The sequence below is a fragment of the Brevundimonas aurantiaca genome (assembly GCF_014199955.1).
GTDB classification, from domain to species: Bacteria; Pseudomonadota; Alphaproteobacteria; order Caulobacterales; family Caulobacteraceae; genus Brevundimonas; species Brevundimonas aurantiaca.
Window position 1 is genome coordinate 142,893 of the sequence record NZ_JACHOQ010000003.1, and the last position, 26,606, is coordinate 169,498.

Consider the following 26,606-nt stretch of genomic DNA (forward strand, 5'->3'; position numbering starts at 1 on the left):
TGACCGAACCGGAACCGCCTCCTCCGCCGCCACCCCCGCCGCAGGCCGCCAGCGGCAGGGCCAGAAGACCGACGCTCAGCAGAATCGCCCGCTTCAACTGTTTTCCGACCACGTCGTTCCTCCCGAGCCGCGCGGTCGGTCGCCGCGCCTTCACCCAGTAACCGCCTAATTCTTTAACGCTTTATCGAAAACCGCCAGCAGTTTGGCCCAACCGTCCTTGGCGTCCGCCTCGGCGTAGCTGGCGCGGTAGTCGGCGTGGAAGCCGTGCGGGGCGTGGGGATAGACGTCGATCCGGCTCTGGGTCTGACCGGCGCGGGCCAGGGCCTGGCGCATCCGCTCGACGCTGGCCAGGGGAATGCCCTGGTCCTGACCGCCGTAGAGGCCGAGCACCGGCGCCTTCAGGTCGTCGGCCAGATCGACCGGCCAGGGCTGGCCGGACGAGACCTGGGCCGGGGTCGCGTCCGCCGCCGGCGCCAGACGGCCGTACCAGGCCACGCCCGCGCCGATGGCGGCGAAGCGCGCCGCCGCCTGCCACACCACCTTGCCGCCCCAGCAGAAGCCGGTGATCCCGACCTTGCCGTCGCGCGCCCACAGCTGCTGGCTGGCCCATTCCAGGGTGGCCGACAGGTCGCCCATCACCTGTTCATAGTTCGCCGCGCCCACGATCTGCATGATCCGGCCCATGTCGGACAGGGGCGCCGGATCCTCGACCCGGACGAAGAAGGCCGGGGCGATGGCGGCGTAGCCCTGTTTGGCCAGGCGGCGGCAGACGTCCTTGATATAGTCGTGAACCCCGAAGATCTCGGACACGACGATCACGACGGGGAAGGGGCCGTCTCCGGCCGGACGCGCCACATAGGCCGGCAGTTGAAACCCGTCCGGCGCCGGATAGGCGACCTCCGCCGTCTCCAATCCGGCGGCGTCGGTGGTGATCGGCTTGGCCTCCCTGGCCAGGGCGGCGACCGCATAGCCGGAAAAAAACAGCCCCCCAAGCGCCCCCACCGCCCCCACCGCCCCCACCGCCCTGCGGCTGAGCTTCAGATCATCGGCGGTCTGGCCTTCGGGACGGATCAGGGTGGTCATGGGACGGCTCCAGAAACGGGGGAACCGCCAGACCATCACGGCGCGCGGGGGGCGTCCAGTCACGAACGCGAGGACGTCAACGACGGAAAGCAGGCCGCTCAAGCAGCGCGCGACCGCGTCGCGAGCGGTAGTGGACAAAATCCCGCTCAAGCAGCGAGCGACCGCGTCGCGAGCGATAGCGCCCTTCTTCCCCAAGAGGTCAGTGCCGGAAGACCCGCACGCCCGTGAAGGCCATGGCGATCCCCTTCTCGTCGGCGGCGGCGATGACTTCGGCGTCGCGCATCGAGCCGCCGGGCTGGATCACCGCCGTGGCCCCGGCCGCGACGGCTTCCAAGAGGCCGTCGGCGAAGGGGAAGAAGGCTTCCGAGGCGCAGGCCGACCCCTCGGCCAGCGAAGTGGTCAGACCCTTGGCCTCGCCGGCCTCCTTGGCGCGGATGGCGGCGATACGGGCGCTGTCGCGGCGGTTCATCTGGCCCGCGCCGATGCCGGCGGTCTGGCCGTCCTTGGCGTAGACGATGGCGTTGGACTTGATGTGTTTGGCCACGGTGAAGGCGAACAGCATGTCCTGGATCTCGGTCGGCGTCGGCTGGCGCTTGGTCACGATCTTCAGGTCCGACGGCTTGATCAGCGACCGGTCGCGGCTCTGGACCAGGAAGCCGCCCGCGACGGAACGGAAGACCTCGCCCGGCCCGTGCGGATCGGGCAGGCCGTCGGTGATCAGCAGGCGCAGGTTCTTCTTGGCGGCGAAGACGGCCTTGGCCTCGTCGTCGGCGCCGGGGGCGATGACGACCTCGGTGAAGATTCCAGTGATGGCGCGGGCGTCGTCGCCGTTCAGCGGCCGGTTGACGGCGATCACGCCGCCGAAGGCCGAGACGGCGTCGCATTCCAGCGCGCGGGCATAAGCTTCCGACAGATCCTTGCCCACGGCCACGCCGCAGGGGTTGGCGTGTTTGACGATGACGCAGGCCGGGGCCTCGAACTCGGCGACCAGCTCATAGGCGGCGTCGGCGTCGGCGATATTGTTGTAGCCCAGCTCCTTGCCCTGGACCTGGGTCGCATAGGCCACGCCCGGCCGGCGCTCGCCGGTGCGGTAGAAGGCGCCGGTCTGGTGCGGGTTCTCGCCATAGCGCAGGGTCTGGGCCAGAGAACCGGCGATCGACTTGCGGGCCGGGGCGGCGTCCTCGACCTGCTGGGCGAACCAGGCGGAGACGGCGGCGTCATAGGCGGCGGTGCGGGCGAAGGCGCGGGCGGCCAGCCGCTTTCTCAGGGCCAGATCGGTCGAGCCTTCCGCCTTCAGCGCCTCAAGGATCAGGCCGATGCTCTCGCCGTCGACGGCGACGGCGACATAGCCGTGGTTCTTGGAGCCCGAACGGATCATGGCCGGGCCGCCGATGTCGATATTCTCGACCGCCGCCTCGAACGAACCGCCCGCCGCAACGGTTGATTCAAACGGATAGAGGTCGATCCAGACGATATCGATGGCGCCGATGCCGTGGTCGGTCATGGCCTGGGCGTGGTCGGCCGCGTCGCGCACGCCCAGGAGGCCGCCGTGGACCACAGGGTGCAGGGTCTTGACCCGGCCGTCCATCATCTCGGGGAAGCCGGTCAGATCGGCCACATCCTTGACCGGCAGGCCCAGTTTGGCGATCGCCGCCTTGGTGCCCCCGGTCGAGACCAGTTCGACGCCCAGGTCGTTCAGGGTGCGGGCGACCTCTTCCAGCCCGGCCTTGTCGGACAGGGAGATCAGGGCGCGTTGCGGCTTGACCCGATCAGGGGCGGGCGGAAAGTCGGGAGCGGCGGGCATGGCGGCGTCCGTGAAGGCTGGGGGAGGATGGGGCGCCCTCTAGCGCCAAACGGCCGCCTCGTCACCCCACGGACGGTTTCTGACGAGGATCAACTCGGATCGCCGCTCGCGCCCGCCGGGCTCAGCTTCCAGCGGATCCGGCTCTCGCTGTCGGTGCGGGCCGATCCCCGCACGACGATCTGCAGCGATCGGCGGGTCAGCCCGGCGTCGATATGGACGCTGGGCTCTATGGCCACGTCGGGGCCGTCGGTGCGGAACCACCAGCCCCGGCCCGAGGCGCCGCGCAGCAGGATCGAGCGACGGTCCCGCGCCAGCGAGGCCTGAACCCCCGGCTCCAGATGGAAGCGGATGGCGTAGGGGGCCGCGATCTGGCGGATCACCTCCTTGCGGCCGGGCGTCGGGAAAAGCTTCTCCTCCGCCCGCAACTCGTCCAGCCTCTGGTCCAGATACAGGCGCCGCTGGTGGTTCAGGCCGAAGGCTTCGTTCCAGCCGTCATGCTCCATCTCCAGCCAGACCGCCCCCTCGGCTTCCCTCTGGTCGGTGGTCACATGGATCGGCGGCCCGACCAGGCGCGGTCCCAGAAGCTCGCCCTTCCAGCCACCCAAGGGTTCGTTCAGCGACCGCTCGCCCAGGGTCAGGGTCGAATGGCCGGGGGTCAGGCGCAGGGCCTGACGATCGGTGGCGGCGGGGGTCCAGCCGGAGCCGGTGACCAGACGGTCCTTGCCGCAGGCGATCTCCAGCGCCAGCGGCTGGGCGCAGGCCGTGGCGCCCCAGGCGCCGCGCGCGGGCGAGGCAGCGTCGGCGACGATGGACAACAGGGGGCTGGCGATCCGCACCAGTCCGCCGATCCGGCCGACCGGCGGATGGGTGGGATCGGCCGCACGGCTCGCCGTCGCGGCCTCGTCATGGGCGCGGGCGGCGGCCACACGGGCGGCCGATGAGGGACCGCCGCCTTGAAAACCGGCCAGCCGCCCGTCGGGGAGGGTCAGAAGGCGCAAGCCCTGGGTCAGGCGGTCGATCGCCTCCGACACCGGCTGCGGCGTCGGTTCGGACAGCTGGGCCAGGGCGTCGTCGAGGGTCAGGAGGTCCAAGAGCAGCTCCAGCCCCGCCTCGGGACTGCGTGACGCATGCGAACCGTCGTCGTGAACCGTGACGCGCAGCGCCCCCGCCAGACCGCCCAGGGCGCGGCGACGCAGGCCCTGCCCCGGCGCGCCGGCCAGGACGCAGCCCCCGATGGCGGCGGCGGTCAGACGCTCCGCCCGCGTGGCCAGGCCGCCCGGCGGACGCAACAGCTGGCGCGTCTGGCGCGCCAGACTGTCGGCCAGCCTCAACCGTTCCGCCTCGGTCGCCACCGCCCCCATGCGGCGGGCGGCGCAGGCCAGGTTGATCACCCGGCGCGGCAGAATCTCCGGCCCCCAGGCGAAGGGCGACCAGCGGGCGAAGGCGTCAGCCCAGGCCAGGGTCAGGCGCAGGGCCTCGCGCGCGCCGCGCTCGCCCTGGGCCATCAGGGCCGGCAGCCAGTTGAAGGCGTGCAATTCGACGGCGAAGGGCCGCGACGGACTGGGTCGGTTCCATGGATCGGACGGGGGCTCCACCTCCATGGAGGCGCCGGCCAGGATAAAGCGCCCGACCAGCAGGTTCTTGCCCGGGGCGGAATCGTGCGGCCGGAAATCTCTCGGCGTCGCCGCAAAGGCCGTGACCTTGCCCCCGCCCAGCACCGGGCCCAGGGTCAGACCATAGCCAGGAAGGCCGTAAAGCTCGATCCACAGTTGACGGGTGATCAGACGCCCGGCGATGGCGGGCCAAAGACCGGCGCTGGTCGCCGCCTGCCCCGCCCGGACGGGCGTGCGGACCGGCGCGCCCGGAAGGCCCGGAATCTGGCCCGAGGCGACGTCCGGCGTCTCGGGCTCGCGCCGCGGAGCGAAGGGACCCAAGGGGCTCACCCGGCGGTCGAAGCGTTCGGGGCGGACTTCAGGGCGGCGATATTGGCCGCATAATCGCCCTTGAAGACGAAGGAGCCCGCGACCAGGGCGTCGGCCCCCGCGCCGACGCAGGCGCCCGCATTGGCTGAGGTCACGCCACCGTCCACCTGTAGATGGGCCGGCGATCCGGCGCGATCCAGAATGGCGCGCGCCCTTTCGATCTTACGCAGCGAACCGTCGATGAACTTCTGTCCGCCGAAGCCCGGATTGACCGACATGATCAGCACCAGGTCCACCAGATCGACCACCTCCTCCAGGATCGACAGGGGCGTGCCCGGATTGAAGACCAGACCGGCCTTGGCGCCCAGCTGGCGGATCCGGCCCAGGGTGCGGTGAACGTGCGGCCCGCTTTCGGGATGGACCGTCAGCAGATCGGCCCCGGCCTCGCGATAGGCCTCCAGCCACGGATCGACCGGCGCGACCATCAGATGGACGTCGAACGGCAGACGGGTGTGCGGTCGGAGCGCCTTCACGATGTCGGGACCCAGGGTGATGTTGGGCACGAAATGGCCGTCCATCACATCGATGTGGATCCAGTCGGCGCCGGCGGCTTCCAGAGCGCGGACTTCTTCACCCAGGCGCGCGAAATCGCTGGCGAGGATGGATGGGCAGATCAGGGGTGCGGCCATGGCCCCTCGGATAGGACGGCTTGCCCACGGGGGCAAGCCGCCGACCGTCAGGAAATCCGCTCCAGCCGTGCGGCGAAGAAGCCGTCCAGGCCGCCGCGTTCGGCCCATTGGGACGGCAGAATGCGCAGCCAGCCTTCCGGCGTCAGGGCCTCGGCCGGGGCGCCGACGGCGGCGGGGTCGGCCGGAACCGTGCGGAAACCGGGGTTGCGGCGCAGGAAGGCGATCACCTGGGTCTCGCCCTCCTCGCGCTCCAGCGAACAGGTGCAATAGACCAGACGGCCGCCCGCCTTGACCCGTTCGGCGGCGGCGTCGAGCAGCCGGTGCTGGACGTCGGCCAGTTTGGCGACCTCGGCCGGCTTGGTGGCGCGCAGGACTTCCGGATTGCGGCGGAAGGTGCCGGTGGCCGTGCAGGGGGCGTCCAGCAGCACGGCGTCGAATGTGCGGTCGTCCTCCCAGTCCTCGGCCGGGACGGCGACCACCTCGGCGGCGAGGCCGGTGCGCTCCAGGTTCTGGGTCAGACGTTTCAGGCGCGGGGCCGACCGGTCCAGGGCGACCACCGAAGCGCCGGCGGCGGCCAGTTGCAGGGTCTTGCCGCCGGGGGCGGCGCACATGTCGAGGGCGGTCTCGCCGGGCTTGACGTCCAGCAGGCGGCCAGGAACGGCGGCGGCGGCGTCCTGAACCCACCAGTCGCCGGTCTCGAAGCCGGGCCAGGTGGCGACATCGCCGCGCCGGCCGGTGCGGACCGTACCCCCGTCCAGAACCTCGCCCTCAACCGCCTGAGCGACGGCGGCGGGATCGACGCCGGGCTTGAGGCTGAGATCGGTCGGCGGCTCCTCGCGCGCGGCCAGGGCCAGGCCGGTCAGGGCCGCCTCGCCATAGGTCGCACGCCAGCGGGCGGCGATCCAGTCGGGCAGATTGCTCTCGGCCGTGGTCAGGCCGGGGCCGTCGCGCCCCACCCCGCGCAGCACGGCGTTGACCAGGTTCTTGTACGGCCGGGTCTTGGGGTCCCGCTCGGCCAGTTTCACGGCCGTGGAGACGGCGGCGAAGGCCGGGGTCTCCAGCACCAGGGTCTGAGCCAGGGCGATGCGCATCAGGGTGCGGACGGCCTCGGGCGGAGACTTCTGCAGGCGGCGATCCAGTATCTGGTCGATCTCGCCCAGGCGACGGAGCGCCGCCATGGCCACGGCGCGGGCGAAGGCGCGATCGACCGGCGCCAGGGCGCGGGCGGGCGGCTGGGCCAGGGCCTCGTCCAGTCCGTTGCGTCGCTCCAGCGCCGCGTTCAGCAACAGGCCGGCGACGAGGCGGGCCTCCACCCCGATATCGTCCTGGTGCGGGGTTTCAGACGAGGCTTCCGACGCAGAAGCGGGACGCGGCTTGCCCTTGGTCGCCATCCGGCGGCCCCGCGCCTCGGAGTTCTGGCCCGGCCGGGCGCCCGGCCTCAAACCGCCACCTGGGCGCCCAGCTCGACCACGCGGCCGGGCGGGATGTGGAAGAAGTCGGTCGGATTGGCGGCGTTGCGCATCAGGAAGATGAACAGCCGGTCCTGCCACAGGGGCATGCCCTGGCGCGCCGACGGGATAAGCGACCGGCGGCCCAGGAAGAAGCTGGTCGACATGATGTCGAACTTCAGTCCCTGTTTGCGGCACAGACCCAGGGCGCGCGGCACGTTCGGCGTCTCCATGAAGCCATAGGTGATGGTCAGCTTCTTGAAGTCGTCATTGATCGGCTCCATCCGCACCCGATCCGCCTCCTTGACGCGGGGCCGCTCGGAGGTGCGCACGGTCAGGATGACGTTCTTCTCGTGCAGGACCTTGTTGTGCTTGAGATTGTGCATCAGGGCGACCGGGGCGACGTCGGGATCGCTGGTCAGGAAGATGGCCGTGCCGGGCGCGCGGTGCGGCGGCCGGGCCTGAAGCATCTCGATCAGGTCGGTCAGAGGCAGGCTATCCTTGCGGGTCTTGGTCGTCAGTATCTGAGTGCCGCGCACCCAGGTCCACATGATCAGGACCAGCATCGCCCCCAGAACCAGGGGCATCCAGGCGCCGTCGGGAATCTTCAGCAGGTTGGAGGTCAGGAAGACGCTGTCGATGAAGGCGAAGGGGATCAGGGTTCCGGCGACCGCCCACATCGGCCATTTCCAGCCCTTGGTGATCACCGAATAGCTCATCAGGGTGTTGACCAGCATGGTCCCGGTGACGGCCACACCATAGGCGGCGGTCAGATTGTGCGAGCTCTGGAAGACCACCAGCAGCAGCAGGACCCCGATCATCAGGAAGGTGTTGACCGCCGGCACGAAGATCTGGCCCGCCTGGGTTTCGGAGGTGTTGCGAATGTCGATCCGGGGCAGCAGGCCCAGCTGCACCGCCTGCTGGGTGACCGAGAAGGCTCCGGTGATCACGGCCTGGGAGGCGATGACGGTGGCGGCGGTGGCCAGGATCAGCATCGGCCAATAGGCCATCTCCGGCACCATGTTCCAGAAGGGGTTCTCCGACGCGGCCGGATTGTCCAGGATCAGGGCGCCCTGGCCCAGATAGTTCAGGGTCAGGCAGGGCAGGACGAAGGCCAGCCATCCCATGCGGATCGGCGCCTTTCCGAAATGGCCCATGTCCGCATACAGGGCCTCGGCGCCGGTCACGGCCAGGAAGACGCTGCCCAGGATGACGAAGCCCAGGAAGCCGTCATTGATCAGCAGCATGACGCCGTAGTGGGGCGAGAGAGCCCGCAGAATGCTGACGTCGTCGAAGATGTGATAAAGACCCAGCCCCCCGAGGCTGAGGAACCAGACGGCGGTGATCGGGCCGAAATATTTGGCCAGGCTGGCGGTGCCGCCCGACTGAGCCATGAACAGGGCCACCAGAATCCCGGCGGAGATCGGCACGATGAAGGGATCCAGACGTCCGGCCAGGCCCGGCGCGTCCTGAAGGCCCTCGACGGCCGACAGCACCGAAATGGCCGGGGTGATGATGCCGTCGCCATAGAAGAGGGCCGCGCCGCAGACGCCCAGGATGAAGATCCAGGCGCTGCGCCGTCCGACCGCGTGCTGGGCCAGGGCCATCAGGGACAGGGTGCCGCCCTCGCCCTTGTTGTCCGCCCGCATCAGGAAGAAGACGTATTTGAACGTCACCACCACCATCAGGGCCCAGAAGGCCAGGGAGACCACGCCGACCACGGCCAGGTCGCCGCCCACGCCCGAGCGGGCGTGATCGATCGCCTCGCGCAGGGCGTAGAGCGGGCTGGTGCCGATGTCGCCGAACACCACGCCGATCGCGCCGACCGTCAGGGCCCAGAAGCCGCCGTGTTTGGCGATCTGGCCTGCTGGAGCTTGGGACTCGGGTCCCGTGGCGTGGGTGGACTTGTTCGGCGTGTTCGACGCGGCGGGGAGAGCGCCCGCGTCGTGGGGAGTGTCCCCGGCCATGCGTATCCTCCGGGTCGTCGACGACAGGTCGAGCCCTTCAAAGCGGCGAGCCTTTAGGCTCATTCCGCGTCCGCTTCAATCGCGGCGCGCGGGATTCGGTTTCTCCGGACAGGCGGAGATTTGTGATTCGGCGCGCGAGCGCCTATTTTCCCTTCAGGAACACGATCATGTCAGACAGCCAGCGCTTCCCCGTCGCCGCCCACGCCCTGGCCTATATGGCCCACAAGGGGGCGTTTTCGCCTGATCGGGCGGCGCCCAGCGGCGTTCTGGCCTCCTCCATACCCACCAATCCGGTTGTGGTGCGCCGGGTGACGGCCCTGCTGGCAAAGGCCGGTCTGATCGCCACCCGCCCCGGCGCGACCGGCGGCTCCTGGCTGCTGCGCCAGCCGCAGGACATCCGGCTGGACGAGGTGTTGAAGGCCGTCAACGGTTGCGCCCACATCGGCTCGCCGCCGTCCGGCGCCAAGGGCTGCCCGATCAGCGAACATATCCCGCGCCAGGTGGCCAAGGCCCTGACCGCCGCCGACGAGGCCGCGACCGAGGCCCTGTCCAAGATCACCATCGCCGATCTGCTGGCGGAAAATCCTGTGTCGCTGGCGGCCTTTACGCCGCACAAATCCTGCCCCGTCGCGGCTTGACGCCCCGATGAGACGGACGGTCCTGATCACCGGCGCCTCGGCCGGCATCGGCGCCGCCCTGGCCCGGACCTATGCGGCCAAGGGCTGGAACCTGATCCTGACCGCGCGCCGCGAGGGGCCGCTGACGAGGCTGGCGGACGAGTTGACCGCCGCCCACGGGGTGACCGCGACCGTGATCCCCGAGGATCTGTCCGATCCGGCCGCCCCTGAACGGTTGATCGCGGCCGTTGCGGCGCGGGGCCTGACGGTTGACGGCCTCGTCAACAATGCGGGCTTCAGCCGGGTCACCGGCTTCCTCGACACCGACCTCGCGGCCCACCGGGCCATGATCCAGGTCATGCTGACCGCGCCGGTGGAGCTGTCGCGCCTGGTCCTGCCCGGCATGGTCCAGCGGGGCTTCGGCCGGGTGCTGAACGTCGCCTCCCTGGCGGGCCAGATGCCGGCGACGGGCGGCGACACCCTGTATGGTCCGATCAAGAGCTTCCTCATCAAGGCCTCCCAGGGCCTGCATCTGGAGACCCTGGGGACGGGGGTCCACGTCACGGTCCTGAACCCCGGCTACACCCTGACCGAGTTCCACGACGTCAATGGGTCTCGCGATCAGGTGTCGCGCGCCTATCCGGCCTGGATGTGGATGGACGCCGCCCGCGTGGCGCAGATCGGCTACGACGCCTGCGAGGCGAACCGGGCCAGCGTGACGCCCGGCGTCATGAACAATGTCATGGCGGGCCTGGCGCGCGTCCTGCCCGACGGTCTGGCCCTGAAGATGGTGGCGAACCACGCCAGGCGGCTGGAGCGGCTGTAGGACCGCTCCAGGTCGAGGTCAGATATGGATCGCGTGGCCCAGGGCCCGCAGGGACGCCTCGTGGAAGGCTTCGCCCAGGGTCGGGTGGACGTGAATGGTCCCGGCCACGTCTTCCAGCACCGCCCCCATCTCCAGCATCTGGGCGAAGCTGTTGGACAGTTCCGACACATGCTGGCCCACGGCCTGGATCCCCAGCAGCCGGTGGTCGGCCTTGGAGGCGATCACTCGCACGAAGCCGCCGTCCTCGCCGGCCTCGATGGCTAGGGCCCGGCCGATGGCGGCGAAGGGGAAGACGGCGGTGATCACGTCGTCGCGGCCCTCGACATCGCTGGGGCCCAGACCCGCCGAAACAATCTCCGGCTCGGTGAAACAGACGGCGGCGATCGCCGTGGGATCGAACACCCGGTCGTGGCCGGCGATGATCTCGGCGACCACCTCGCCCTGGGCCGAACCCTTGTGCGCCAGCATCGGTTCGCCCGTCAGGTCGCCGACGGCCCAGACATTCTTCATGCTGGTGGCGCAGCGGTTGTCGATCTTCACGAACGGACCGGCCATGGCCACGCCCATGTTCTCCAGACCCCAGCCCTGGGTGCGCGGACGACGGCCGACCGTGACCAGCACCTTGTCGGCCTCCAGCTGCAGCGGCTCGCCGTCCTTGGTCGTGATCGACAGTTTTCCGTCGCCGAAGCCGCCAGCCCGCGCGCCCAGATGAAGCTCGACCCCGTACTTCTCCAGCCATTTGGCGACCGGATCGGTCAGGGCCTTGTCATAGAGGGGCAGGATCCGGTCGGCCATTTCGACGATGGCGACTTCGGCGCCCAGCTTTCGATAGGCGATGCCCAGCTCCAGCCCGATATAGCCGCCGCCGACCACGACCAGCTTCTTCGGGACCTCCGACAGGCTCAGCGCCTCCGTCGAGGAGATGACGTCGCCGCCGAACGGCAGGAAGGGCAGTTCGACCGGCTCGGACCCCGTCGCCAATATGACGTGTTCGGCGGTGATGCGGATATCGCCTTCGTCGGTTTTCACCACGCAGGTCTTGGCGTCGGCGAACTCGGCCCAGCCCTTGATGACCTTGACCTTGGCCTTCTTCAGCAGGGCCGCGACGCCGGCGTTCAGCTTGCGGACGATCCCGTCCTTCCACGCGACCGTCTGTTTCAGGTCGATCGCCGGCTTGGCCGCCGTGATGCCCAGGGTCCCGCCCCCGGCCGCCTTGGCCACGGTCTCGAACTTGCCCGCCGCATGGATGATAGCCTTAGACGGAATACAGCCGATGTTCAGGCAGGTCCCGCCGAGGCCGTCGCCACCGTCCACCAGCACAGTATCGAGGCCCAGCTGCCCGCAACGGATGCCCGCGACATAGCCGCCGGTGCCCGCGCCGATGATGAGAACTTTGGTTTTCAGGGTCTGGGTCACTGAGAGTCTGTCCCAAAGTCAAAGCGCCGTTTATCGCCGGAAGAACGCAGCGATTGAGTCGATATGGAGAACTGTTGGGCCTCGAAGCATCCGGCTGAACGACAAACTTCTACTCGGCCGGTCAGGGCATTCATGCGATAGAACCCATCTGCAACTGGAACGATCTTCGTCACATTCGAACAAGCGGACACTGCCGCAGAGATCGCGAGAGAAACCATCAAAAACACGCCCGCCACTCTTACCGCTTCTGGCGTTCCCAATCTGCTAACCAAACCCTGCATCTAGCTCACCCCATCCACAGTGTCGCGGGCTGCTCCAGCAACCCCTTGATCCGCTGCACGAACACCGCCGCGTCATGCCCGTCGACGATCCGGTGATCGAAGCTGGACGACAGGTTCATCATCTTGCGCACGACCTTCATCAGAGTTGGTAGGGCGCACGAACCCCCGGCTCATCGGCCGGAAAGTCCTTGGTGTTGCGGGTGACCAACAGCCGCCCCGTCGTCTGGGCGGCTGCCCAAATGACGGCGTCGGGGAATTTCAATCGGTAGGTCTGACGCAGAACGACCGCTCGCTCGGCCACAGCGTCGTCGAGGCCTATGACTATGAAGCCGTCCAAAAACTGTCGGGTATGGTTGGAGGACTCATCCGCCGCACCGACCATGACTTCGATCCAGGTCACGATGCTGATGGCCGGATTCTCGTAGCGTCCGATCTCGGCGGTCGCCTGTGGGTAGCCCTTCAGGTGATCGACGAGAATATTGGAATCCAGCAGGGCCGCTACCATTCGCTGCGGAGCCGCTCTTGGTAGGCGAGGCCGTCTTCACCGTCCTTGCCCCATATCCCGAAAGACTCTTCGAGGGTCGCTTTCCGACCGTTCCGCGCGACATAGTCGTCGATGGCGGCGCGGATCACGGCGGCGCGAGGCCGCTGCTCGCGCTTGGCGAGCTCGTCCAAGGCGGCGACCTGGGCCTCATTGGCGTCCACGAGAATACGCATCTCAAGCCTCCATGATATATGATGTGTATATCATGTCTGCGCGCTCACATCCACAAGGTCGCGGGCTGTTCCAGCAGGCCCTTGATCCGCTGCACGAACACCGCCGCATCATGGCCGTCGACGATCCGGTGATCGAAACTGGACGACAGGTTCATCATCTTGCGCACGACCATCTGGCCGTCCTTGACCACGACCCGGTCGGCGATCTTGTTGGGACCGACAATGGCGACCTCGGGGTGGTTGATGATCGGGGTGTGGACCACCCCGCCCAGGGTCCCCAGCGAGGTGATTGTGATGGTCGAGCCCGACAGTTCCTCGCGCTTGGCCGAACCGTCCTTGGCCGCGCCCGAGACGCGGGCGATCTCCAGCGCCGTATCCCAGGCGTCGCGCGCCTCGGCGTGGCGGACCACAGGCACCATCAGGCCGTTCGGCGTCTGGGCGGCTATGCCCAGATGGACCGGGGCGTGCTGGATCAGGACGCCCGCCTCGTCGTCATAATGGGCGTTGATCTGCGGCTGATCGCGCAGGGCCACCACGATGGCGCGGGCGATGAAGGGCAGCAGGTTCAGCTTGGGCTGATCCTTCGCCTTGGTCGCGTTCAGATGGGCCCGCAGCTCCTCCAGCGCCGTCATGTCGATTTCCTCGACATAGGTGATGTGCGGAATGCGGCGCACGCTCTCGGCCATCTTCTCCGCGATCTTGCGGCGCAGGCCGATGATCTTGACCTCGGTGGTCCCTTCGGCGCGGGCGAAGGGCGAGCCGCCGGCCGGAGCGGCGGACGTCGGAACCTGGCCGCCGCGGGCGATGAAGCCGTCCAGATCCTCGTGGGTGATCCGTCCGGCCGGGCCGGAGCCGGGCACGAAGGTCAGATCGACGCCCAGGTCGCGCGCGCGGTTGCGCACGGCGGGCGAGGCCAGGGGGCGTTCGCCGGGGGCCCGGCCGGTCAGGGCGGGGGCCGGTTTGCCCCCCTCCCCCGCTGCGCGGGTGCTCCCCCCAGGGGGGGGAGATTTTGGTGGGGCTGCCGGCGTCGATCCTCCCCCCTTGGGGGAAGCAGCGCCGGAGGCGACGGAGGGGGCCTGAACGGGGCTCTTGGCGACATTGCCGGCCCCGGCCACATCGAAGGCCACCAGCGGCCCGCCGACCGGCACGGCCTTGCCCGCCTCGCCGTACAGGGCGACGACCGTTCCGGCGACCGGCGAGGTGATCTCGACCGTGGCCTTGTCGGTCATGACGTCGGCCAGGATCTGGTCTTCCTCGACCGCATCCCCGACCTTGACGTGCCAGCCGACCAGTTCGGCCTCGGCCGTGCCTTCGCCGACGTCGGGCAGTTTGAAGACATAGTTGCCGGTGGAGGCCTGGGGGGCGTCAAGAGCCCCTCCACCACGCTTCGCGCGGTCCCCCTCCCCACTGGCGTGGGGAGGAGACGATGCCGCTACTGTCTCCTCCCCGCGCGAAGCGGGGGGAGGTGGCTCGGAGCGCAGCGGAGAGACGGAGGGGCTCTCTTCCGCATTCCCCGCCCCCTCGACCTCGAACTCGACCAACGGCCCGCGCACCGGCACCATGGCGCCGGGCTCGCCGTGCAGGGCGATGACCTTGCCGGACACAGGCGCGGTGATCTCTACGGTGGCCTTGTCGGTCATCACGTCGGCGACGATCTGGTCCTCGGCGACCGTATTGCCGACCTTGACGTGCCAGCCGACCAGTTCGGCCTCGGCGGTGCCTTCGCCCACGTCGGGCAGTTTGAAGACGAAACGACCCATCTTAACGTCCTCCGGCCATGACGCTCTTCGCGGCGTCTGAAACCCGTTGCGGTCCGGGGAAATATTCCCATTCGAAAGCATGGGGATAGGGGGTGTCCCAGCCGGTGACGCGGGCGATCGGCGCCTCCAGGTGATAGAAGCAACGCTCCTGCACCAGGGCCGACAGTTCGCCGCCGAAGCCCGAGGTCTTGGGCGCCTCGTGCACGATGACGCATCGGCCGGTCTTTTTCACGCTGGCCTCGATGGCCTCGATGTCCAGCGGCACGAGCGAGCGCAGGTCGATCACCTCGGCGTCCACGCCGGCGTGTTCGGCTCCCGCCAGCGCCACCCAGACCATTGTGCCATAGGCCAGGATGGTGACGTCGTTTCCTTCGCGCATCACGCGCGCCTTGCCGATCGGCTCGACATATTTGCCCGTCGGAACCTGCGCCAATTCTTGCGCCTTCCACGGCGAGACCGGCTTCTCGTGCCAGCCGTCGAACGGGCCGTTGTACAGGCGCTTCGGCTCGAAGAAGACGACCGGGTCGTCATCCTCGACGGCGGCGATCAACAGGCCCTTGGCGTCATAGGGGTTGGACGGAATGACGACCTTCAGCCCGGCGATATGGGTGAACAGGCTTTCCGGCGACTGGCTGTGGGTCTGGCCGCCGAAGATGCCGCCGCCATAGGGGCTGCGGACCACGATGGGGCTGGTGAACTGGCCGCCCGAGCGATAGCGCATCTTGGCCGCTTCGGAGACGATCTGGTCGTAGGCCGGATAGATGTAGTCGGCGAACTGGATCTCCACGACCGGACGCAGACCATAGGCGCCCATGCCGATGGCGGCGGCGACGATGCCGCATTCGCTGATCGGGGCGTCGAAGCTGCGGGTCAGGCCGTGCTTCTGCTGCAGCTTGTCGGTGACGCGGAAGACCCCGCCGAAATAGCCGGCGTCCTCGCCGAACGACAGGACGTTCGGATCCTCGGCCATCTTGACGTCCAGGGCCGAGTTCAGGGCCTGGATCATGTTCATCGGAACGACGCCGGCGCCGGTCGCTTCCGAAGCGGGAGCGGCGTTCTGATCGACCATGTCCGGTTCGACTCCGTCAGTACGATCCGCTTCGATAAAGGTGGTTTGCTCGCTCATGATCAGACCCCCACCTCGCGACGCTGTTCGACCAGGCGCCAGTCCTCGGTCGCATAGACCTCCTCGAACATGGTCTTCACGCTGGGACGCGACTGGCCCAGGGTGCCGATGGCCTCGGACTCCTTGCCGGCGGCGCGAACCTGTTCGACCGCCTCCTTGAGCGCCGCCGTGTGGCGCTCATCATCCCATTCGCCGATCAGCGTCAGATGCTGGCGCAGCCGCTCGATCGGATCGCCCAGCGGCCATTTCTCGTGCTCGTCGCCGGGGCGATAGCGGCTGGGGTCGTCCGAGGTCGAATGCGGGGCGCCGCGATAGGTGAACAGCTCGATCACCGTCGCCCCTAGGTTCGAGCGGGCGCGCTCCTCGGCCCACTGGGTCGCGGCCCACACCGCAAGAAAGTCGTTGCCGTCCACCCGCAGGGCCGGCAGGCCGTAGCCGATGGCCTTGGAGGCGAAGGTGGTCTCCAGCCCGCCGGCGATGCCCTGGAAGGACGAAATAGCCCACTGGTTGTTGACGATGTTCAGGATGACCGGGGCGCGATAGACGCTGGCGAAGGTCAGGGCGTTGTGGAAGTCGCCCTCGGCCGTGGCGCCGTCGCCGATCCAGCTGATGGCGATCTTGTCGTCGCCCTTGTAGGCGCTGGCCATGGCCCAGCCGACCGCCTGGGGGACCTGGGTGCCCAGATTGCCGCTGATGGTGAAGAAGCCGTAGTCCTTGGCCGAATACATGATCGGCAGCTGGCGGCCTTTGATCGGGTCTTCGGCGTTGGAATAGATCTGGTTCATCATCGCCGTCAGCGGATAGCCGCGCGCGATCAGCAGCCCCTGCTGGCGATAGGTGGGGAAGCCCATGTCCTCGCGGCTCAGGATCATGCCTTGGGCGACTGCGATGGCCTCCTCGCCGGTGCACTTCATATAGAAGCTGGTCTTGCCCTGACGGTGGGCGCGGTGCATCCGGTCGTCGAAGGCGCGGGTCAGGATCATGGCCTTCAGGCCGCGACGAAGTGTCTCGGGGTCCAGGCGCGGATTCCACGGCCCGACGGCGTTTCCATCCTCGTCCAGCACCCGGATCAGTCGAAAGGCGTGATCGCGCATCTCATAGGGCGCCGTCGAAACCTCCGGCCGATCCACGGCTCCGGCGGGGTCCATCGTCAGATGGCTGAAATCCGGCGCGTCGCCCGGCCGACCCGAGGGTTCAGGCACGCGCAAAGAAAGGGGGCGACTGTTCTTTTGGCTCATTTTGTCGTTCATGCGGGCGTCCGGTTCCGTTCGGAGGATGCGTCCGTGTTTCCTCTGGACGTGTGATAACACGGCCCCTAAGCAGGCGCTCGCTCAAATTGACCTTGCAAAATCCCTATTTAGGGTATTTTATTTCGCCATAACCACAATCGGAGAAACGCATTGGCGGACGAACTCGATCCCATCGACGCCCGGATCCTGGATATCCTGCAACAAGACGCCGGACTGTCGGTCGCCGAAGTGGCGGATCGGGTCGGGTTGTCGGCCTCGCCCTGCTGGCGGCGCATCAAACGGCTGGAAGATTCCGGCCTGATCACCAAGCGCGTCACCCTGCTGAACGCCAAGCTGCTGGGCCTGGATTTCGAGGTCTACGCCATCGTCAAACTGATGCTGCCCTCGGCCGAGAACCTCGACATCTTCGAGGCGGCGGTCGCCAAATGGCCGGAAGTGGTCCAGTGCGCCACCATCACGGGCCGCGAGGACTATGTGCTGCGAATCATCACCTCCGACATGCACGCCTTCGACAAGTTCCTGCGCGAAAAGCTGCTGGCCCTGGGCATCGTCTCAGACTGCGAGAGCCATATCGTCACCCGCGGCGTGAAGAATGTGACCGCCCTGCCTCTTGGCATAGTGACCCCTCACGTCGGATAAGACCGTTCGGCGGCGTCTTCCGCCGAGGGGATGCCGAACATGATCGAACTGGTGATCGACGCGCGCCGTAAGGACCTGGGCGGGTTCGAGGTCGGCCGCGTCCTGCCCTTCCATTCGCGCCGGATGGTCGGGCCCTTCATCTTCCTGGATCAGATGGGCCCGGCCGAGTTTGCGCCGGGCGCCGCCGCCATTGATGTGCGGCCGCACCCCCACATCGGCCTGTCGACCCTCACCTATCTGTTCGAGGGCGAGATCCTGCACCACGACAATCTCGGCTATAACCAGCCCATCCGCCCCGGCGAGGTGAACTGGATGACGGCCGGCAAGGGCATCGTCCATTCCGAGCGCACCGACCCACTGAAGAAGAGCCGCGGCGGGCCGATGCACGGCATGCAGGCCTGGGTCGCCCTGCCCGACGAGGCCGAGGAAATCGACCCCTCCTTTCATCATCTGGGCGAGGACGCCCAGCCTTCCTATGAGAACGGCGGCCTGTTCGCGCGTCTGGTGGCCGGAGAAGCCTATGGCGCCAAGGCGAGCGCGCCGGTGTCCTCGCCCCTCTTCTATGTGCACTGGGAGCTTCAGCCCGGCGTCCGCACCGCTCCGCCTCCGGGCAAGGGCGGCGGCGGCATGAGCGAGCGGGCCCTGTTCGTGGCCAAGGGGGCGATCGAAGTGGGCGACCGCACCTTCCATGAAGGCCAGATGATCGTGCTGGAGCCGACGGCCGAGCCGACGGTCAAGGCCCTAGTGCAATCGACCGTCATGGTCCTTGGCGGCGAGCCGGTGGGCGAACGGCTGATCTGGTGGAACTTCGTCGCCTCCAGCCAGGCCCGCATCGACCAGGCCAAGGCCGACTGGAAGGCCGGTCGGATGAAACTCCCGAGCGAGGACGATCTGGAGTTCATCCCCCTTCCGGAGGAGCCGGTCCAAGCCCAGGCCGCCCCGGCCCCGGTCGAACCCAAGCCGACAGATCCGGTCTGAGGGCGCACCCGCATTCTCTCTCCCCGTTCCGGGGGGGGGGAGAAACGGATGACTTGTTCTCCCCCATTTGCCCCCGCCCCTGCAACCGGCTAACGCCTCGCGCATGAACTTCGCATTCGACGCCCAGGTCACCGCCGCCCTGTTCGACAACACCGGCGCCGTCTTCGCCCTCGGCGACGGCTCGGTCCGGTTCGCCGACGGCGCGACGGTCCAGGCGCATGACGGCGCCGTCCTGTGCGCCGCGGTTCATCCGTCCGGCGAAGGGGTGGTGACCGGCGGCGACGACGGTCGGCTGGTCTGGAGCCGCCCCGGCGTCGAGCCTGCGGTCTTGGCCGAGGCGAAGAACCAGTGGATCGACGCCGTGGACGCCTCGCCAGCGTCGGGCCTGATCGCCTTTTCCTGGGGGCGCACCCTGTCGGTGATCGATCCGTCCGAACCGGGTTTCCGGCGCGACTTCCAGCATGAACGCACCGTCTCCGGCGTGGCCTTCGAACCCAAGGGACGGCGCATCGCCGCCTCGACCTACGGCGGCGCGGCCCTCTGGTACGCCCGGATCGAGAAGCAGCAGCCGACCAGGCTGAGCTGGGCCGGGTCGCACACCGGCGTGGCCTTCTCGCCCGACGGCGCCTTCGTCGTCACCACCATGCAGGATAATCAGCTTCACGGCTGGCGGCTGAAGGACGCCAAGAATCTGCGGATGGGCGGCTATCCATCCAAGGTCCGCTCCCTGGCCTTCCTGGCGAACGGCCAGCTGCTGGCCACCTCGGGCGCCCAGGGCGCCGTGCTTTGGCCCTTCATCGGCTCCAACGGCCCGATGGGCCGCGAGGCGACCGAGATCGGCTATGACGAGGCCAGCCGGATCAATCTGGTCTCGGCCCGCGTGAACCACGGCCTGCTGGCCGCCGGCCTGAACGACGGCCGGGTCTGGGTCGCCCATCCGGCCGCCCAGGGCCTGAACTTCGTCAAGGCCAACAAGGGCCCGGTCATCGTCGCCCTCTGCCTCAGCCCGGCGGCTGATGCGGTCGCCTGGGCCGACGAGGACGGGGCCGCCGGGGTGGCGATCCTCTGATGGCGAGGTGGCCTCGTCCATCCTGGCTCCGGGCGGTCGTCATCGCCGCCGCCATCCTGACCACCGTGCCGGTCGGCGGCGTCCTCTGGGTCGCCCTCTTCCCGCCCCTGCCCACCATCCTGATGCTGCGCCAAGCCGTGCGCGGCGAGGGGCTGGACTACCAGTGGCGCGGGCTGAAGCAGATTTCGCCCCATCTGGTCGACGCCGCCATCGCCGCCGAGGACGCCCGCTTCTGCAGCCACCACGGCTTCGACATGGAGGCCATCCAGAAGGCCCTGGACCACAACGCCGAGGGCGGGCGCATCCGGGGCGGCTCCACCATCAGCCAGCAGACGGCCAAGAACGTCTTCCTGTGGCCCGGCCGCGACTGGGTCCGCAAAGGCTTTGAGGCCGGATACACCGTCCTGATCGAGACCGTCTGGTCCAAGCGGCGGATCATGGAGGTCTATCTGAACGTCGTCGAATGGGCGCCGGGCGTCTACGGCGCCCAGGCGGCGGCCCAGCACTGGTTCGGCAAGGACGCCGCAGACCTGAGCCGGCGCGAGGCGGCTCGCCTGGCCGCCATCCTGCCGGCGCCGCGCCGCTATCAGGCCGCGGCCCCCGGCCCCTACGTCCGTCGCCGCGCCGGCCGCATCCAGGCCGCCATGGGAACGGTGCGTAATGACGGCCTGGATAACTGCGTCCGGCTCAAGCAGGCCGAAGGTCGGTAGCCCGGCGACGGCTCAAGTAGGCCGAAGGCCGATAGCCCAGAACGATTCCGGCTCAACCGCCCCGCTTGACGCGGCGCCGCCCCTGACCTCTCCTGCGCCCGCTGTTCAGGAGATCCATCATGAAGCGTCAGATGACGACCGCCGCTGCGGTCTGCGCCCTCGCCTTCGCCGCCGGCTGCGCCGCCTCCCCGACCCCGGACAAGGCTCTGCCGCTTCAGGCCGACGCCGGCGCCCAGACCTTCACCCCCGCCCCCGTCACGGCCACGGGCCTGAGGGCCGACTATCCCACGACCGCCGAAGGCGCGACCCAGTTCGTCGCCGACGCCGAGGCCAAGATGCTGACCTTCGGCGAATACGCCGCCCGGGTGCAGTGGGCCCGCGCCACCAACATCACCTTCGACACCATGTGGCTGGAATCCAAGGTCAACGCCGAGGCGACCGAGCTCCAGGTCCAGTTCGCCAACCAGGCGGCCAAGTTCAACGACGTCGCAGTCGATCCGGTGGTCCGCCGCAAGCTGAACCTGCTGCGGCTCGGCATCGTCCTGCCCGCCCCGAACCGCCCCGGCGCCGCCGAGGAGCTGTCGCAGATCGCCACCCGTCTGGATTCGACCTATTCGACCGGCAAGTTCGACTTCAAGGGACGGCAGATTACCCTGGACGAGGCCTCGCTGATCCTGGCCGACAGCCGCGACCCGAACGAAACCAAGGCCCTTTACGAAGGCTGGCGCACCATCTCGCCGGTGATGAAGAACGACTACGCCCGCATGGTCGAGATCGCCAATGAGGGGGCGCGCGAACTGGGCTTTTCCGACACCGGCGCCCTGTGGCGGTCCGGTTACGACATGCCGGCCGACGACTTCGCTGAGGAGACCGATCGGCTCTGGGCCCAGGTCAAACCCTTCTACGAGAATCTGCACTGCTATGTCCGCGCCCGGCTGAACGCCAAATACGGCGACGCCGTCCAACCCGACCACGGCCCGATCCGCGCGGATCTGCTGGGCAATATGTGGTCCCAGCAGTGGGGCAACATCTATGACGTGGTCGCCCCGACCAGCGGCGGCGCCTCCAGTTACGACCTGACCGAACTGCTGAAGGCCGCCGACTACGACCCCGTGAAGATGGTCAGGACGGGGGAGGGCTTCTATGTCTCCCTGGGTCTCGATCCCCTGCCCCAGACCTTCTGGGAACGCAGCCAGATCGTGCGCCCCCGCGACCGCGAGGTCGTCTGCCACGCCTCGGCCTGGGATCTCGACAACACCGAAGACATCCGCATCAAGATGTGCACCAACGTCAACGGCGACGACTTCTACACCGTCCACCACGAACTGGGGCACAACTACTACCAGCGGGCCTACAAGAACCAGCCGATGCTGTTCCGCAACGGGGCGAACGACGGCTTCCATGAGGCGATCGGCGACTTCGTCGGCCTGTCGGCCCTGACCCCCACCTATCTCAACCAGATCGGTCTGTTGAAGACGACGCCGGGCGCGGAAGAGGACATTCCCTTCCTGCTGAAGATGGCGCTCGACAAGATCGCCTTCCTGCCCTTCGGCCTGATGGTGGATCGCTGGCGCTGGGGCGTCTTCTCCGGCGAGACCTCGCCGGACCAGTACAACGCGGCCTGGACCGCAGACATGCTGAAATATCAGGGCCTGGTCCCGCCGGGGCCGCGTCCGGCCAACGCCTTCGACCCCGGCGCCAAATATCACGTACCGGGCAACACCCCCTACACCCGCTACTTCCTGGCCCACATCTATCAGTTCCAGTTCCAGCGCGCCGCTTGCCGCCAGGCCGGCTGGACCGGCCCCCTGCACCGTTGCTCGGTCTATGGGAACAAGGCGGTGGGCGCCCGTTTCAACGCCATGCTGGAAATGGGCCAGTCCAAGCCCTGGCCCGAGGCCCTTCAGGCCTTCACCGGAGAGAGCGCAAACGACGCCTCGGCGGTCGCCGACTATTTCGCCCCTTTGAATCAATGGCTGACGGTCCAAAACCGCGGCCATGACTGCGGCTGGTCGCAGGCCTGAAGACGGTCCTTAGGCCGGGTCTGTTAACCGCGATCCGTCAGCCTTCCTTTAACCGCATGAGGCCATTGTGGCCTCATGCGGGCGGCGCGCGCCTGTAAGGAAGCGACGACATTGGCGCCACAACCGATCCATAAGGTCCTCAGCGGCCTTCGGGCCCTGGCCTTCCTGCTGGGCGGCGACCGGCGCGGCAATGTGGCGATCATCTTCGCTCTCAGCCTGCCCGTCATCGTCATGCTGGCCCTGGGCGGCGTCGACATTCACCGCATAACCACGGCCAAGGCCCAGTTTCAGGACGCCCTGGACGCCGCCGCCCTGGCCGCCGCGCGGTCTCCCTATACGACGCCGGAAGAGCTGAAGAGCATCACCCTGGTCAATCTTCGCGCCAATCTGAAGGGGATTGAGCTCGAGCCGGTTCAGGACGGCGACGTTCAGGTCGCCATGAACGACAAGAGCGTCGTCATCGCCACCGCTCAGGGGCGGGTAAAGACCCTGGTCGCCAACATCGTGCTTCCGCCCTACGGCCAACTGCTGGACGACACCCTGCCCGTCTCGGTGCGATCCGAGGTCAACCGCTCCTCGCGCGATGTGGAGGTGGCCCTGGTCCTGGACATTACCGGCTCGATGAACGACTGCGCCGCCAGTTGCTCAAGCGGCCGCAAGATCGACAATCTGAAGTCGGCGGCCAAGGAGCTGATCGACATCGTCGTCCAAGACAACCAGTCGCCCTTCTATTCCAAGGTGGCCCTGGCTCCCTATTCCATGGGCGTCAATGTAGGCGACACCTATGCTGATAGGGCGCGCGGAGCGCTCGGCTCCAGCACCCAGTCCATCACCGCAGCGACCTGGCTGACGGGCTCGGTCAAGACGATCACCGGCATCACCCGCGCCTATACGGCCGTGGTCACCGCCTCTAACCACGGCTTCAAGAACGGCGACATCGTGACGATCTGGAGCGCGGAAACGATGGCACCCCTTAACGGCGTCGCCCTTACGGTGGGCAACGCCACGACCAACACCTTCAGCCTCCTCGGCAAGGACAGCCGCTACTATTCCGCCTTCTCAGGCCGGGCCTATGTCGCCAAATGCGCCCGGGCGGACTGCAACATCGTCATTACCATGGCCCGCCACGGCCTGTCGCCCGATGGGGACGCCGCTGTCCTGAGCGGCATGGGCGGCCTCAGCCAGTTGAATGACATCGGTTTCCGCGTCGCCGGCGTCAGCGCGACCACGGCGACCTTGGCGCTCGACGCCTCTCAAGCCCAATTGGCGAACGCCCCCATGGGCGGAGCCGCCTATACGTCGGGCGGCCAGCTGGTCTGCGGCGTGGACGGCTGTTCGAACCGAGATTTCGTCAATGCGGCAGGAACCTGGACGCGCTTTCCCGGAACGACCTGCGTGTCGGAAAGAGCCGGGGCGCAGGCCTATACGGATGCGGCCCCGTCCACCTCGTCCTGGGTTGGACGAAGCTACGCCGGAACCGGCAACGCCTGCCCGGCCTCCCGAATCGTCCCCCTGACCAACGTCAAGAAGACCCTGACCGACGCCATCAACGGAATGTCGGCGGTCGGATCGACGGCGGGCCATATCGGTTTGGCTTGGGGCTGGTATCTGGTTTCGCCGACCTTCGGCCTGTGGTCAGGCGCAGGCGCGCCCGCCGCCTATGACTCCACCAAGACCTTGAAGGCCGTCGTGCTGATGACCGACGGGGAGTTCAACACCCCCTATTTCCGGGGCGTGATCGCCGGAGACGCAGGGGTCGGCAGCGGCGGGGCGGACACCCATATCAACCAGCCCGCCACCAACGGCTCTTCCTTCGACCAAGCCTATCGGCTCTGTCAAAACATGAAGGCCGTCGGCGTCATCGTCTATACGGTCGGCTTCGATATCGGCGCGGCACAGAATATGACCGGTCCGATCGATTCCGCCGGCGAGCTGATGGCGCGGTGCGCCACCAACCCCGACCGGGCTTTCCAGGCGTCCAGCTCCACCGACCTTTCCGACGCCTTCCGAGACATCGGACGGGACATCACCCGACTGCGCATCTCCCGCTAGGGACGACTCGCCTCAGAGCAGGCGGATTTCGCGCAGACGTTCGGTCAGATAGTCCTCTGCCAGAATGGTCTTGCCGGCATAGCGATCGGGATTGTCCGGCGTGATCGTGCTCGGCAGCGTCTCAATCGGGAAGTCCGGGTTGAAATGCAGGAAGAAGGGCGTCGAATAGCGGGCGAAGCCTCGACGTTCGGGCGCGGGATTGACCACCCGGTGCGTCGTCGACGGCAAAACGTGGTTCGTCAGACGCTGCAGCATGTCGCCGATATTGATCACTAGGGCGCCGGGCGGCGGCGCGATGTCCAGCCAGCTTCCGTCCTTCTCCTTCAGCTGAAGTCCGGCCTCCTCGGCCCCCAGCAGCAGGGTGATGACGTTGATGTCCTCGTGGGCGCCGGCCCGAACCCCCGGCGCATCGGCGGGAACCGGCGGATAGTGCAACATGCGAAGCACGCTGTTGCCCATCTCGACCTTGTCGTCGAAATAGTCGTCGCTCAGTTTCAGGAAACGCGCGATGGCCCGGAGAATCCGCCGCCCCAGCGCGTCAAGATCCTCGTACATGCCGTAAAGGTGGTCCCGGAAACCGGGCACTTCCACGGGCCAGAGGTTGTCGCGCATGAAGCGGCGGTACGGATGGTCCTGCGGCAGTTCGCGACCAACGTGCCAGAATTCCTTCAGATCCACGGCGGTCGCCCCCTTGGCCGCCTCGACCCCGAACGGGGTCAGGCCCCGCGCCCCGCCGGTTCCCGGCTGGTGGTACTGGCGTTTGGTGGCTTCCGGCAGGGCGAAGAAGGTCTTGGCGGCGTCGATCGCGGCGGCGATACGCGCCTCGTCCAGACCATGGTCGGCCACAACCCCAAAGCCGAACCGGGTGAAGGAGGCGCCCAGCTCATCGCTGAACGCCTGAAAATCCTTGTCATACAAGGTCATGGAAACAGGGGTGATGGTTGAGGCGGCGGTTGGGGCCGAGATCGCGCTCACGGGCGTCGTCCTTGTTCAGACAATGTGCGGCGGTTCCTTACCCCCATTCCGCGCCCCTGTCAGGTTCAAGCCGTCGGTCCCTCAAGAACCGCTCGCCCGTTCACCTAAGGTACAGCTTGGAACCTAGACAGTAGGGGGGGCGTTTCTCGCGCCAGACTGCCAATCGGAAGGACCAATCCATGCGCGCCAAGATTTTCGTCGCCGGTGTCTCCATCGCCGCCCTACTGGGCGCGGCGGCCTGCACCACGACCGACCCCTATCGCTCGACCCCCGTCCGCAACAACACCGGAACCGGCGCCATCGCCGGCGCCCTGGGCGGAGCCCTGCTCGGCTATCTGACCAACACATCCAACGGCGAACAGGGTCGTAAGAACGCCCTGATCGGCGCGGGCGTCGGCGCGCTGGGCGGTGCTGCGGTCGGTCAGTATATGGACCGCCAGCAACGCGCCATGGAGGCTCAGCTCTCCGGCACCGGCGTCGGCGTGGCGCGCCAGGGCGACAATCTGGTGCTCCGCATGCCGTCCGACGTCACCTTCGCCACCAACCAGTATTCGATCGACCCGCGCTTCCTGCCCGTGCTCGATGACGTCGCCCGGGTGCTGCAGGAATATGATCGCTCCACCATCGACGTGATCGGTCATACGGATTCCTCGGGTGGCGATGCGATCAACCAGCCCCTGTCGGAGCGCCGCGCCAGCAGCGTGGCGGCGGAACTCGTGCGTCGCGGCGTCCTGGCCGAGCGCCTTTATGTCGCCGGCGCCAGCTCTCGGAACCCCGTGGCGTCCAATGCGACTCCCGAAGGCAAGGCCCAGAACCGCCGCGTCGAGATTCTGATCCGGCCTTTTACCGGCTGAGGCTTTCAGAACAATCCGCAATCCGGAAGGCGGCGTCTCGCGACGCCGCCTTTTGTCCGCCCGACACCGTTCCGTGACTTGCATCCCCGCGCGCGTCGTGATCCTCCCAGAAGGACGTCGGGGGAGGAACCATGACGCCGGATGACCGGGACCTGGCCAAGAGTCTGACACTCGCAGCAGTCGCTGTGATCTGCGCCGTCCTGAGCGCCACCCTCGTGATCACGGCCGGCGAGGCCCTTCTCGCCCCCTCTCTGCCTACATCCGCCGCGCAAGCTCCGGCTCTGACCAATACAGCCGGCTGAGACGCCGCGCCGCCCCTCCGTCCTCTTCCGCCGCCACATGCTGGAAGACACGGCACGGGGGGCGACCTGTCGCAGACACCCCCTCCGCAAACAGAAA

Annotated in this window: 24 protein-coding genes; 10 read left to right on the plus strand and 14 right to left on the minus strand. The window is 67.8% G+C overall.

The window, feature by feature from the left end; translation table 11 throughout:
• Window positions 1-165 precede the first annotated feature (165 nt).
• The 6 genes from GGQ93_RS08215 to GGQ93_RS08240 form a co-directional block, all read right to left on the minus strand.
• Complete coding sequence (locus GGQ93_RS08215; RefSeq protein WP_183216309.1) at window positions 166-1,083, minus strand: dienelactone hydrolase family protein; 918 nt, start codon at window positions 1,081-1,083, stop codon at window positions 166-168.
• 199 nt (window positions 1,084-1,282) lie between these two features.
• Window positions 1,283-2,887 carry a bifunctional phosphoribosylaminoimidazolecarboxamide formyltransferase/IMP cyclohydrolase gene (gene purH / locus GGQ93_RS08220; RefSeq protein WP_183216311.1) on the minus strand — a complete coding sequence of 535 codons (1,605 nt, stop codon included), beginning with the start codon at window positions 2,885-2,887 and terminating at the stop codon, window positions 1,283-1,285.
• A gap of 89 nt (window positions 2,888-2,976) precedes the next feature.
• Complete coding sequence (locus GGQ93_RS08225; protein WP_183216313.1) at window positions 2,977-4,830, minus strand: heparinase II/III family protein; 1,854 nt, start codon at window positions 4,828-4,830, stop codon at window positions 2,977-2,979.
• A complete protein-coding gene (rpe, locus tag GGQ93_RS08230; RefSeq protein WP_152949292.1) occupies window positions 4,827-5,498 on the minus strand; it encodes a ribulose-phosphate 3-epimerase in 672 nt (223 codons plus the stop codon). The genes GGQ93_RS08225 and rpe overlap by 4 nt, the downstream gene beginning before the upstream one ends.
• Window positions 5,499-5,545: 47 nt before the next feature.
• Window positions 5,546-6,889, minus strand: a complete 1,344-nt coding sequence (locus tag GGQ93_RS08235; protein ID WP_183216688.1) for an RsmB/NOP family class I SAM-dependent RNA methyltransferase — start codon at window positions 6,887-6,889, stop codon at window positions 5,546-5,548.
• A gap of 47 nt (window positions 6,890-6,936) precedes the next feature.
• Window positions 6,937-8,913 (minus strand): potassium transporter Kup, encoded by a 1,977-nt coding sequence (locus GGQ93_RS08240; protein WP_183216315.1) that lies wholly within the window; start codon window positions 8,911-8,913, stop codon window positions 6,937-6,939.
• A 167-nt stretch (window positions 8,914-9,080) separates the two neighbouring features.
• On the opposite strand from GGQ93_RS08240, the gene GGQ93_RS08245 reads away from it, so the two are divergent.
• Window positions 9,081-9,551 carry an Rrf2 family transcriptional regulator gene (locus GGQ93_RS08245; protein ID WP_054766795.1) on the plus strand — a complete coding sequence of 157 codons (471 nt, stop codon included), beginning with the start codon at window positions 9,081-9,083 and terminating at the stop codon, window positions 9,549-9,551.
• 7 nt (window positions 9,552-9,558) lie between these two features.
• Window positions 9,559-10,356: an SDR family NAD(P)-dependent oxidoreductase gene (locus GGQ93_RS08250; RefSeq protein ID WP_183216317.1), complete on the plus strand. Its 798-nt coding sequence runs from the start codon at window positions 9,559-9,561 to the stop codon at window positions 10,354-10,356.
• Between the two features lie 18 nt (window positions 10,357-10,374).
• On the opposite strand, the gene lpdA is transcribed toward GGQ93_RS08250, so the two are convergent.
• The 7 genes from lpdA to GGQ93_RS08285 all read right to left on the minus strand — a co-directional run bounded on the left by lpdA (window position 10,375) and on the right by GGQ93_RS08285 (window position 16,906).
• On the minus strand, window positions 10,375-11,772 hold the full coding sequence (gene lpdA, locus GGQ93_RS08255) for a dihydrolipoyl dehydrogenase (RefSeq protein WP_183216319.1): 1,398 nt from the start codon (window positions 11,770-11,772) through the stop codon (window positions 10,375-10,377).
• Window positions 11,773-12,058: 286 nt separating this feature from the next.
• A complete protein-coding gene (locus GGQ93_RS08260) occupies window positions 12,059-12,193 on the minus strand; it encodes a 2-oxo acid dehydrogenase subunit E2 (RefSeq protein ID WP_183216322.1) in 135 nt (44 codons plus the stop codon).
• On the minus strand, window positions 12,193-12,558 hold the full coding sequence (locus GGQ93_RS08265; RefSeq protein ID WP_183216324.1) for a type II toxin-antitoxin system VapC family toxin: 366 nt from the start codon (window positions 12,556-12,558) through the stop codon (window positions 12,193-12,195). Before GGQ93_RS08265 ends, GGQ93_RS08260 begins: the two co-directional genes overlap by 1 nt.
• Window positions 12,552-12,770, minus strand: coding sequence for a ribbon-helix-helix protein, CopG family (locus GGQ93_RS08270; RefSeq protein WP_183216326.1), 219 nt, complete (start codon window positions 12,768-12,770; stop codon window positions 12,552-12,554). The genes GGQ93_RS08265 and GGQ93_RS08270 overlap by 7 nt, the downstream gene beginning before the upstream one ends.
• 44 nt (window positions 12,771-12,814) lie before the next feature.
• Window positions 12,815-14,530, minus strand: coding sequence for a dihydrolipoyl dehydrogenase family protein (locus tag GGQ93_RS08275; RefSeq protein WP_183216328.1), 1,716 nt, complete (start codon window positions 14,528-14,530; stop codon window positions 12,815-12,817).
• Window position 14,531: 1 nt separating this feature from the next.
• Complete coding sequence (locus tag GGQ93_RS08280) at window positions 14,532-15,656, minus strand: alpha-ketoacid dehydrogenase subunit beta (RefSeq protein ID WP_183216330.1); 1,125 nt, start codon at window positions 15,654-15,656, stop codon at window positions 14,532-14,534.
• Between the two features lie 2 nt (window positions 15,657-15,658).
• On the minus strand, window positions 15,659-16,906 hold the full coding sequence (locus GGQ93_RS08285) for a 3-methyl-2-oxobutanoate dehydrogenase (2-methylpropanoyl-transferring) subunit alpha (protein WP_183216332.1): 1,248 nt from the start codon (window positions 16,904-16,906) through the stop codon (window positions 15,659-15,661).
• Between the two features lie 150 nt (window positions 16,907-17,056).
• Between GGQ93_RS08285 and GGQ93_RS08290 the strand changes: the two genes are divergently transcribed.
• The 6 genes from GGQ93_RS08290 to GGQ93_RS08315 all read left to right on the plus strand — a co-directional run bounded on the left by GGQ93_RS08290 (window position 17,057) and on the right by GGQ93_RS08315 (window position 24,378).
• The gene (locus GGQ93_RS08290) at window positions 17,057-17,545 is read left to right on the plus strand and encodes an Lrp/AsnC family transcriptional regulator (protein ID WP_054764449.1); all 489 of its coding nucleotides are present in this window, start codon (window positions 17,057-17,059) and stop codon (window positions 17,543-17,545) included.
• A gap of 39 nt (window positions 17,546-17,584) precedes the next feature.
• The gene (locus GGQ93_RS08295) at window positions 17,585-18,523 is read left to right on the plus strand and encodes a pirin family protein (protein ID WP_182715105.1); all 939 of its coding nucleotides are present in this window, start codon (window positions 17,585-17,587) and stop codon (window positions 18,521-18,523) included.
• A gap of 103 nt (window positions 18,524-18,626) precedes the next feature.
• On the plus strand, window positions 18,627-19,592 hold the full coding sequence (locus tag GGQ93_RS08300) for a WD40 repeat domain-containing protein (protein WP_183216334.1): 966 nt from the start codon (window positions 18,627-18,629) through the stop codon (window positions 19,590-19,592).
• Window positions 19,592-20,302, plus strand: a complete 711-nt coding sequence (gene mtgA / locus GGQ93_RS08305; protein WP_183216336.1) for a monofunctional biosynthetic peptidoglycan transglycosylase — start codon at window positions 19,592-19,594, stop codon at window positions 20,300-20,302. Before GGQ93_RS08300 ends, mtgA begins: the two co-directional genes overlap by 1 nt.
• Before the next feature lie 119 nt (window positions 20,303-20,421).
• Complete coding sequence (locus tag GGQ93_RS08310) at window positions 20,422-22,326, plus strand: M2 family metallopeptidase (protein WP_183216338.1); 1,905 nt, start codon at window positions 20,422-20,424, stop codon at window positions 22,324-22,326.
• 111 nt (window positions 22,327-22,437) lie between these two features.
• On the plus strand, window positions 22,438-24,378 hold the full coding sequence (locus GGQ93_RS08315) for a pilus assembly protein TadG-related protein (protein WP_224764461.1): 1,941 nt from the start codon (window positions 22,438-22,440) through the stop codon (window positions 24,376-24,378).
• Window positions 24,379-24,390: 12 nt separating this feature from the next.
• Here the strand turns inward: GGQ93_RS08315 and GGQ93_RS08320 are convergent, their stop codons facing one another.
• Window positions 24,391-25,302 (minus strand): isopenicillin N synthase family dioxygenase, encoded by a 912-nt coding sequence (locus GGQ93_RS08320; RefSeq protein ID WP_183216690.1) that lies wholly within the window; start codon window positions 25,300-25,302, stop codon window positions 24,391-24,393.
• Window positions 25,303-25,532: 230 nt separating this feature from the next.
• Between GGQ93_RS08320 and GGQ93_RS08325 the strand changes: the two genes are divergently transcribed.
• Together GGQ93_RS08325 and GGQ93_RS08330 are read left to right on the plus strand one after the other, a co-directional pair.
• Window positions 25,533-26,207 carry a YiaD family glycine zipper/OmpA-like lipoprotein gene (locus GGQ93_RS08325; RefSeq protein ID WP_152949280.1) on the plus strand — a complete coding sequence of 225 codons (675 nt, stop codon included), beginning with the start codon at window positions 25,533-25,535 and terminating at the stop codon, window positions 26,205-26,207.
• A 131-nt stretch (window positions 26,208-26,338) separates the two neighbouring features.
• The gene (locus tag GGQ93_RS08330) at window positions 26,339-26,509 is read left to right on the plus strand and encodes a hypothetical protein (RefSeq protein ID WP_182715107.1); all 171 of its coding nucleotides are present in this window, start codon (window positions 26,339-26,341) and stop codon (window positions 26,507-26,509) included.
• The last annotated feature ends 97 nt before the right edge of the window (window positions 26,510-26,606 follow it).

Excerpts from the sequence above, each read along its gene's own strand:
- GGQ93_RS08215 (WP_183216309.1), bottom strand. The coding sequence starts at position 1,083 with ATGACCACCCTGATCCGTCCCGAAGGCCAGACCGCCGATGATCTGAAG.
- purH (WP_183216311.1), bottom strand. The coding sequence starts at position 2,887 with ATGCCCGCCGCTCCCGACTTTCCGCCCGCCCCTGATCGGGTCAAGCCG.
- rpe (WP_152949292.1), bottom strand. The coding sequence starts at position 5,498 with ATGGCCGCACCCCTGATCTGCCCATCCATCCTCGCCAGCGATTTCGCG.
- GGQ93_RS08235 (WP_183216688.1), bottom strand. The coding sequence starts at position 6,889 with ATGGCGACCAAGGGCAAGCCGCGTCCCGCTTCTGCGTCGGAAGCCTCG.
- GGQ93_RS08240 (WP_183216315.1), bottom strand. The coding sequence starts at position 8,913 with ATGGCCGGGGACACTCCCCACGACGCGGGCGCTCTCCCCGCCGCGTCG.
- GGQ93_RS08245 (WP_054766795.1), top strand. The coding sequence starts at position 9,081 with ATGTCAGACAGCCAGCGCTTCCCCGTCGCCGCCCACGCCCTGGCCTAT.
- GGQ93_RS08250 (WP_183216317.1), top strand. The coding sequence starts at position 9,559 with ATGAGACGGACGGTCCTGATCACCGGCGCCTCGGCCGGCATCGGCGCC.
- GGQ93_RS08260 (WP_183216322.1), bottom strand. The coding sequence starts at position 12,193 with ATGAAGGTCGTGCGCAAGATGATGAACCTGTCGTCCAGCTTCGATCAC.
- GGQ93_RS08265 (WP_183216324.1), bottom strand. The coding sequence starts at position 12,558 with ATGGTAGCGGCCCTGCTGGATTCCAATATTCTCGTCGATCACCTGAAG.
- GGQ93_RS08270 (WP_183216326.1), bottom strand. The coding sequence starts at position 12,770 with ATGCGTATTCTCGTGGACGCCAATGAGGCCCAGGTCGCCGCCTTGGAC.
- GGQ93_RS08275 (WP_183216328.1), bottom strand. The coding sequence starts at position 14,530 with ATGGGTCGTTTCGTCTTCAAACTGCCCGACGTGGGCGAAGGCACCGCC.
- GGQ93_RS08280 (WP_183216330.1), bottom strand. The coding sequence starts at position 15,656 with ATGAGCGAGCAAACCACCTTTATCGAAGCGGATCGTACTGACGGAGTC.
- GGQ93_RS08285 (WP_183216332.1), bottom strand. The coding sequence starts at position 16,906 with ATGAACGACAAAATGAGCCAAAAGAACAGTCGCCCCCTTTCTTTGCGC.
- GGQ93_RS08295 (WP_182715105.1), top strand. The coding sequence starts at position 17,585 with ATGATCGAACTGGTGATCGACGCGCGCCGTAAGGACCTGGGCGGGTTC.
- GGQ93_RS08300 (WP_183216334.1), top strand. The coding sequence starts at position 18,627 with ATGAACTTCGCATTCGACGCCCAGGTCACCGCCGCCCTGTTCGACAAC.
- mtgA (WP_183216336.1), top strand. The coding sequence starts at position 19,592 with ATGGCGAGGTGGCCTCGTCCATCCTGGCTCCGGGCGGTCGTCATCGCC.
- GGQ93_RS08310 (WP_183216338.1), top strand. The coding sequence starts at position 20,422 with ATGAAGCGTCAGATGACGACCGCCGCTGCGGTCTGCGCCCTCGCCTTC.
- GGQ93_RS08320 (WP_183216690.1), bottom strand. The coding sequence starts at position 25,302 with ATGACCTTGTATGACAAGGATTTTCAGGCGTTCAGCGATGAGCTGGGC.
- GGQ93_RS08325 (WP_152949280.1), top strand. The coding sequence starts at position 25,533 with ATGCGCGCCAAGATTTTCGTCGCCGGTGTCTCCATCGCCGCCCTACTG.
- GGQ93_RS08330 (WP_182715107.1), top strand. The coding sequence starts at position 26,339 with ATGACGCCGGATGACCGGGACCTGGCCAAGAGTCTGACACTCGCAGCA.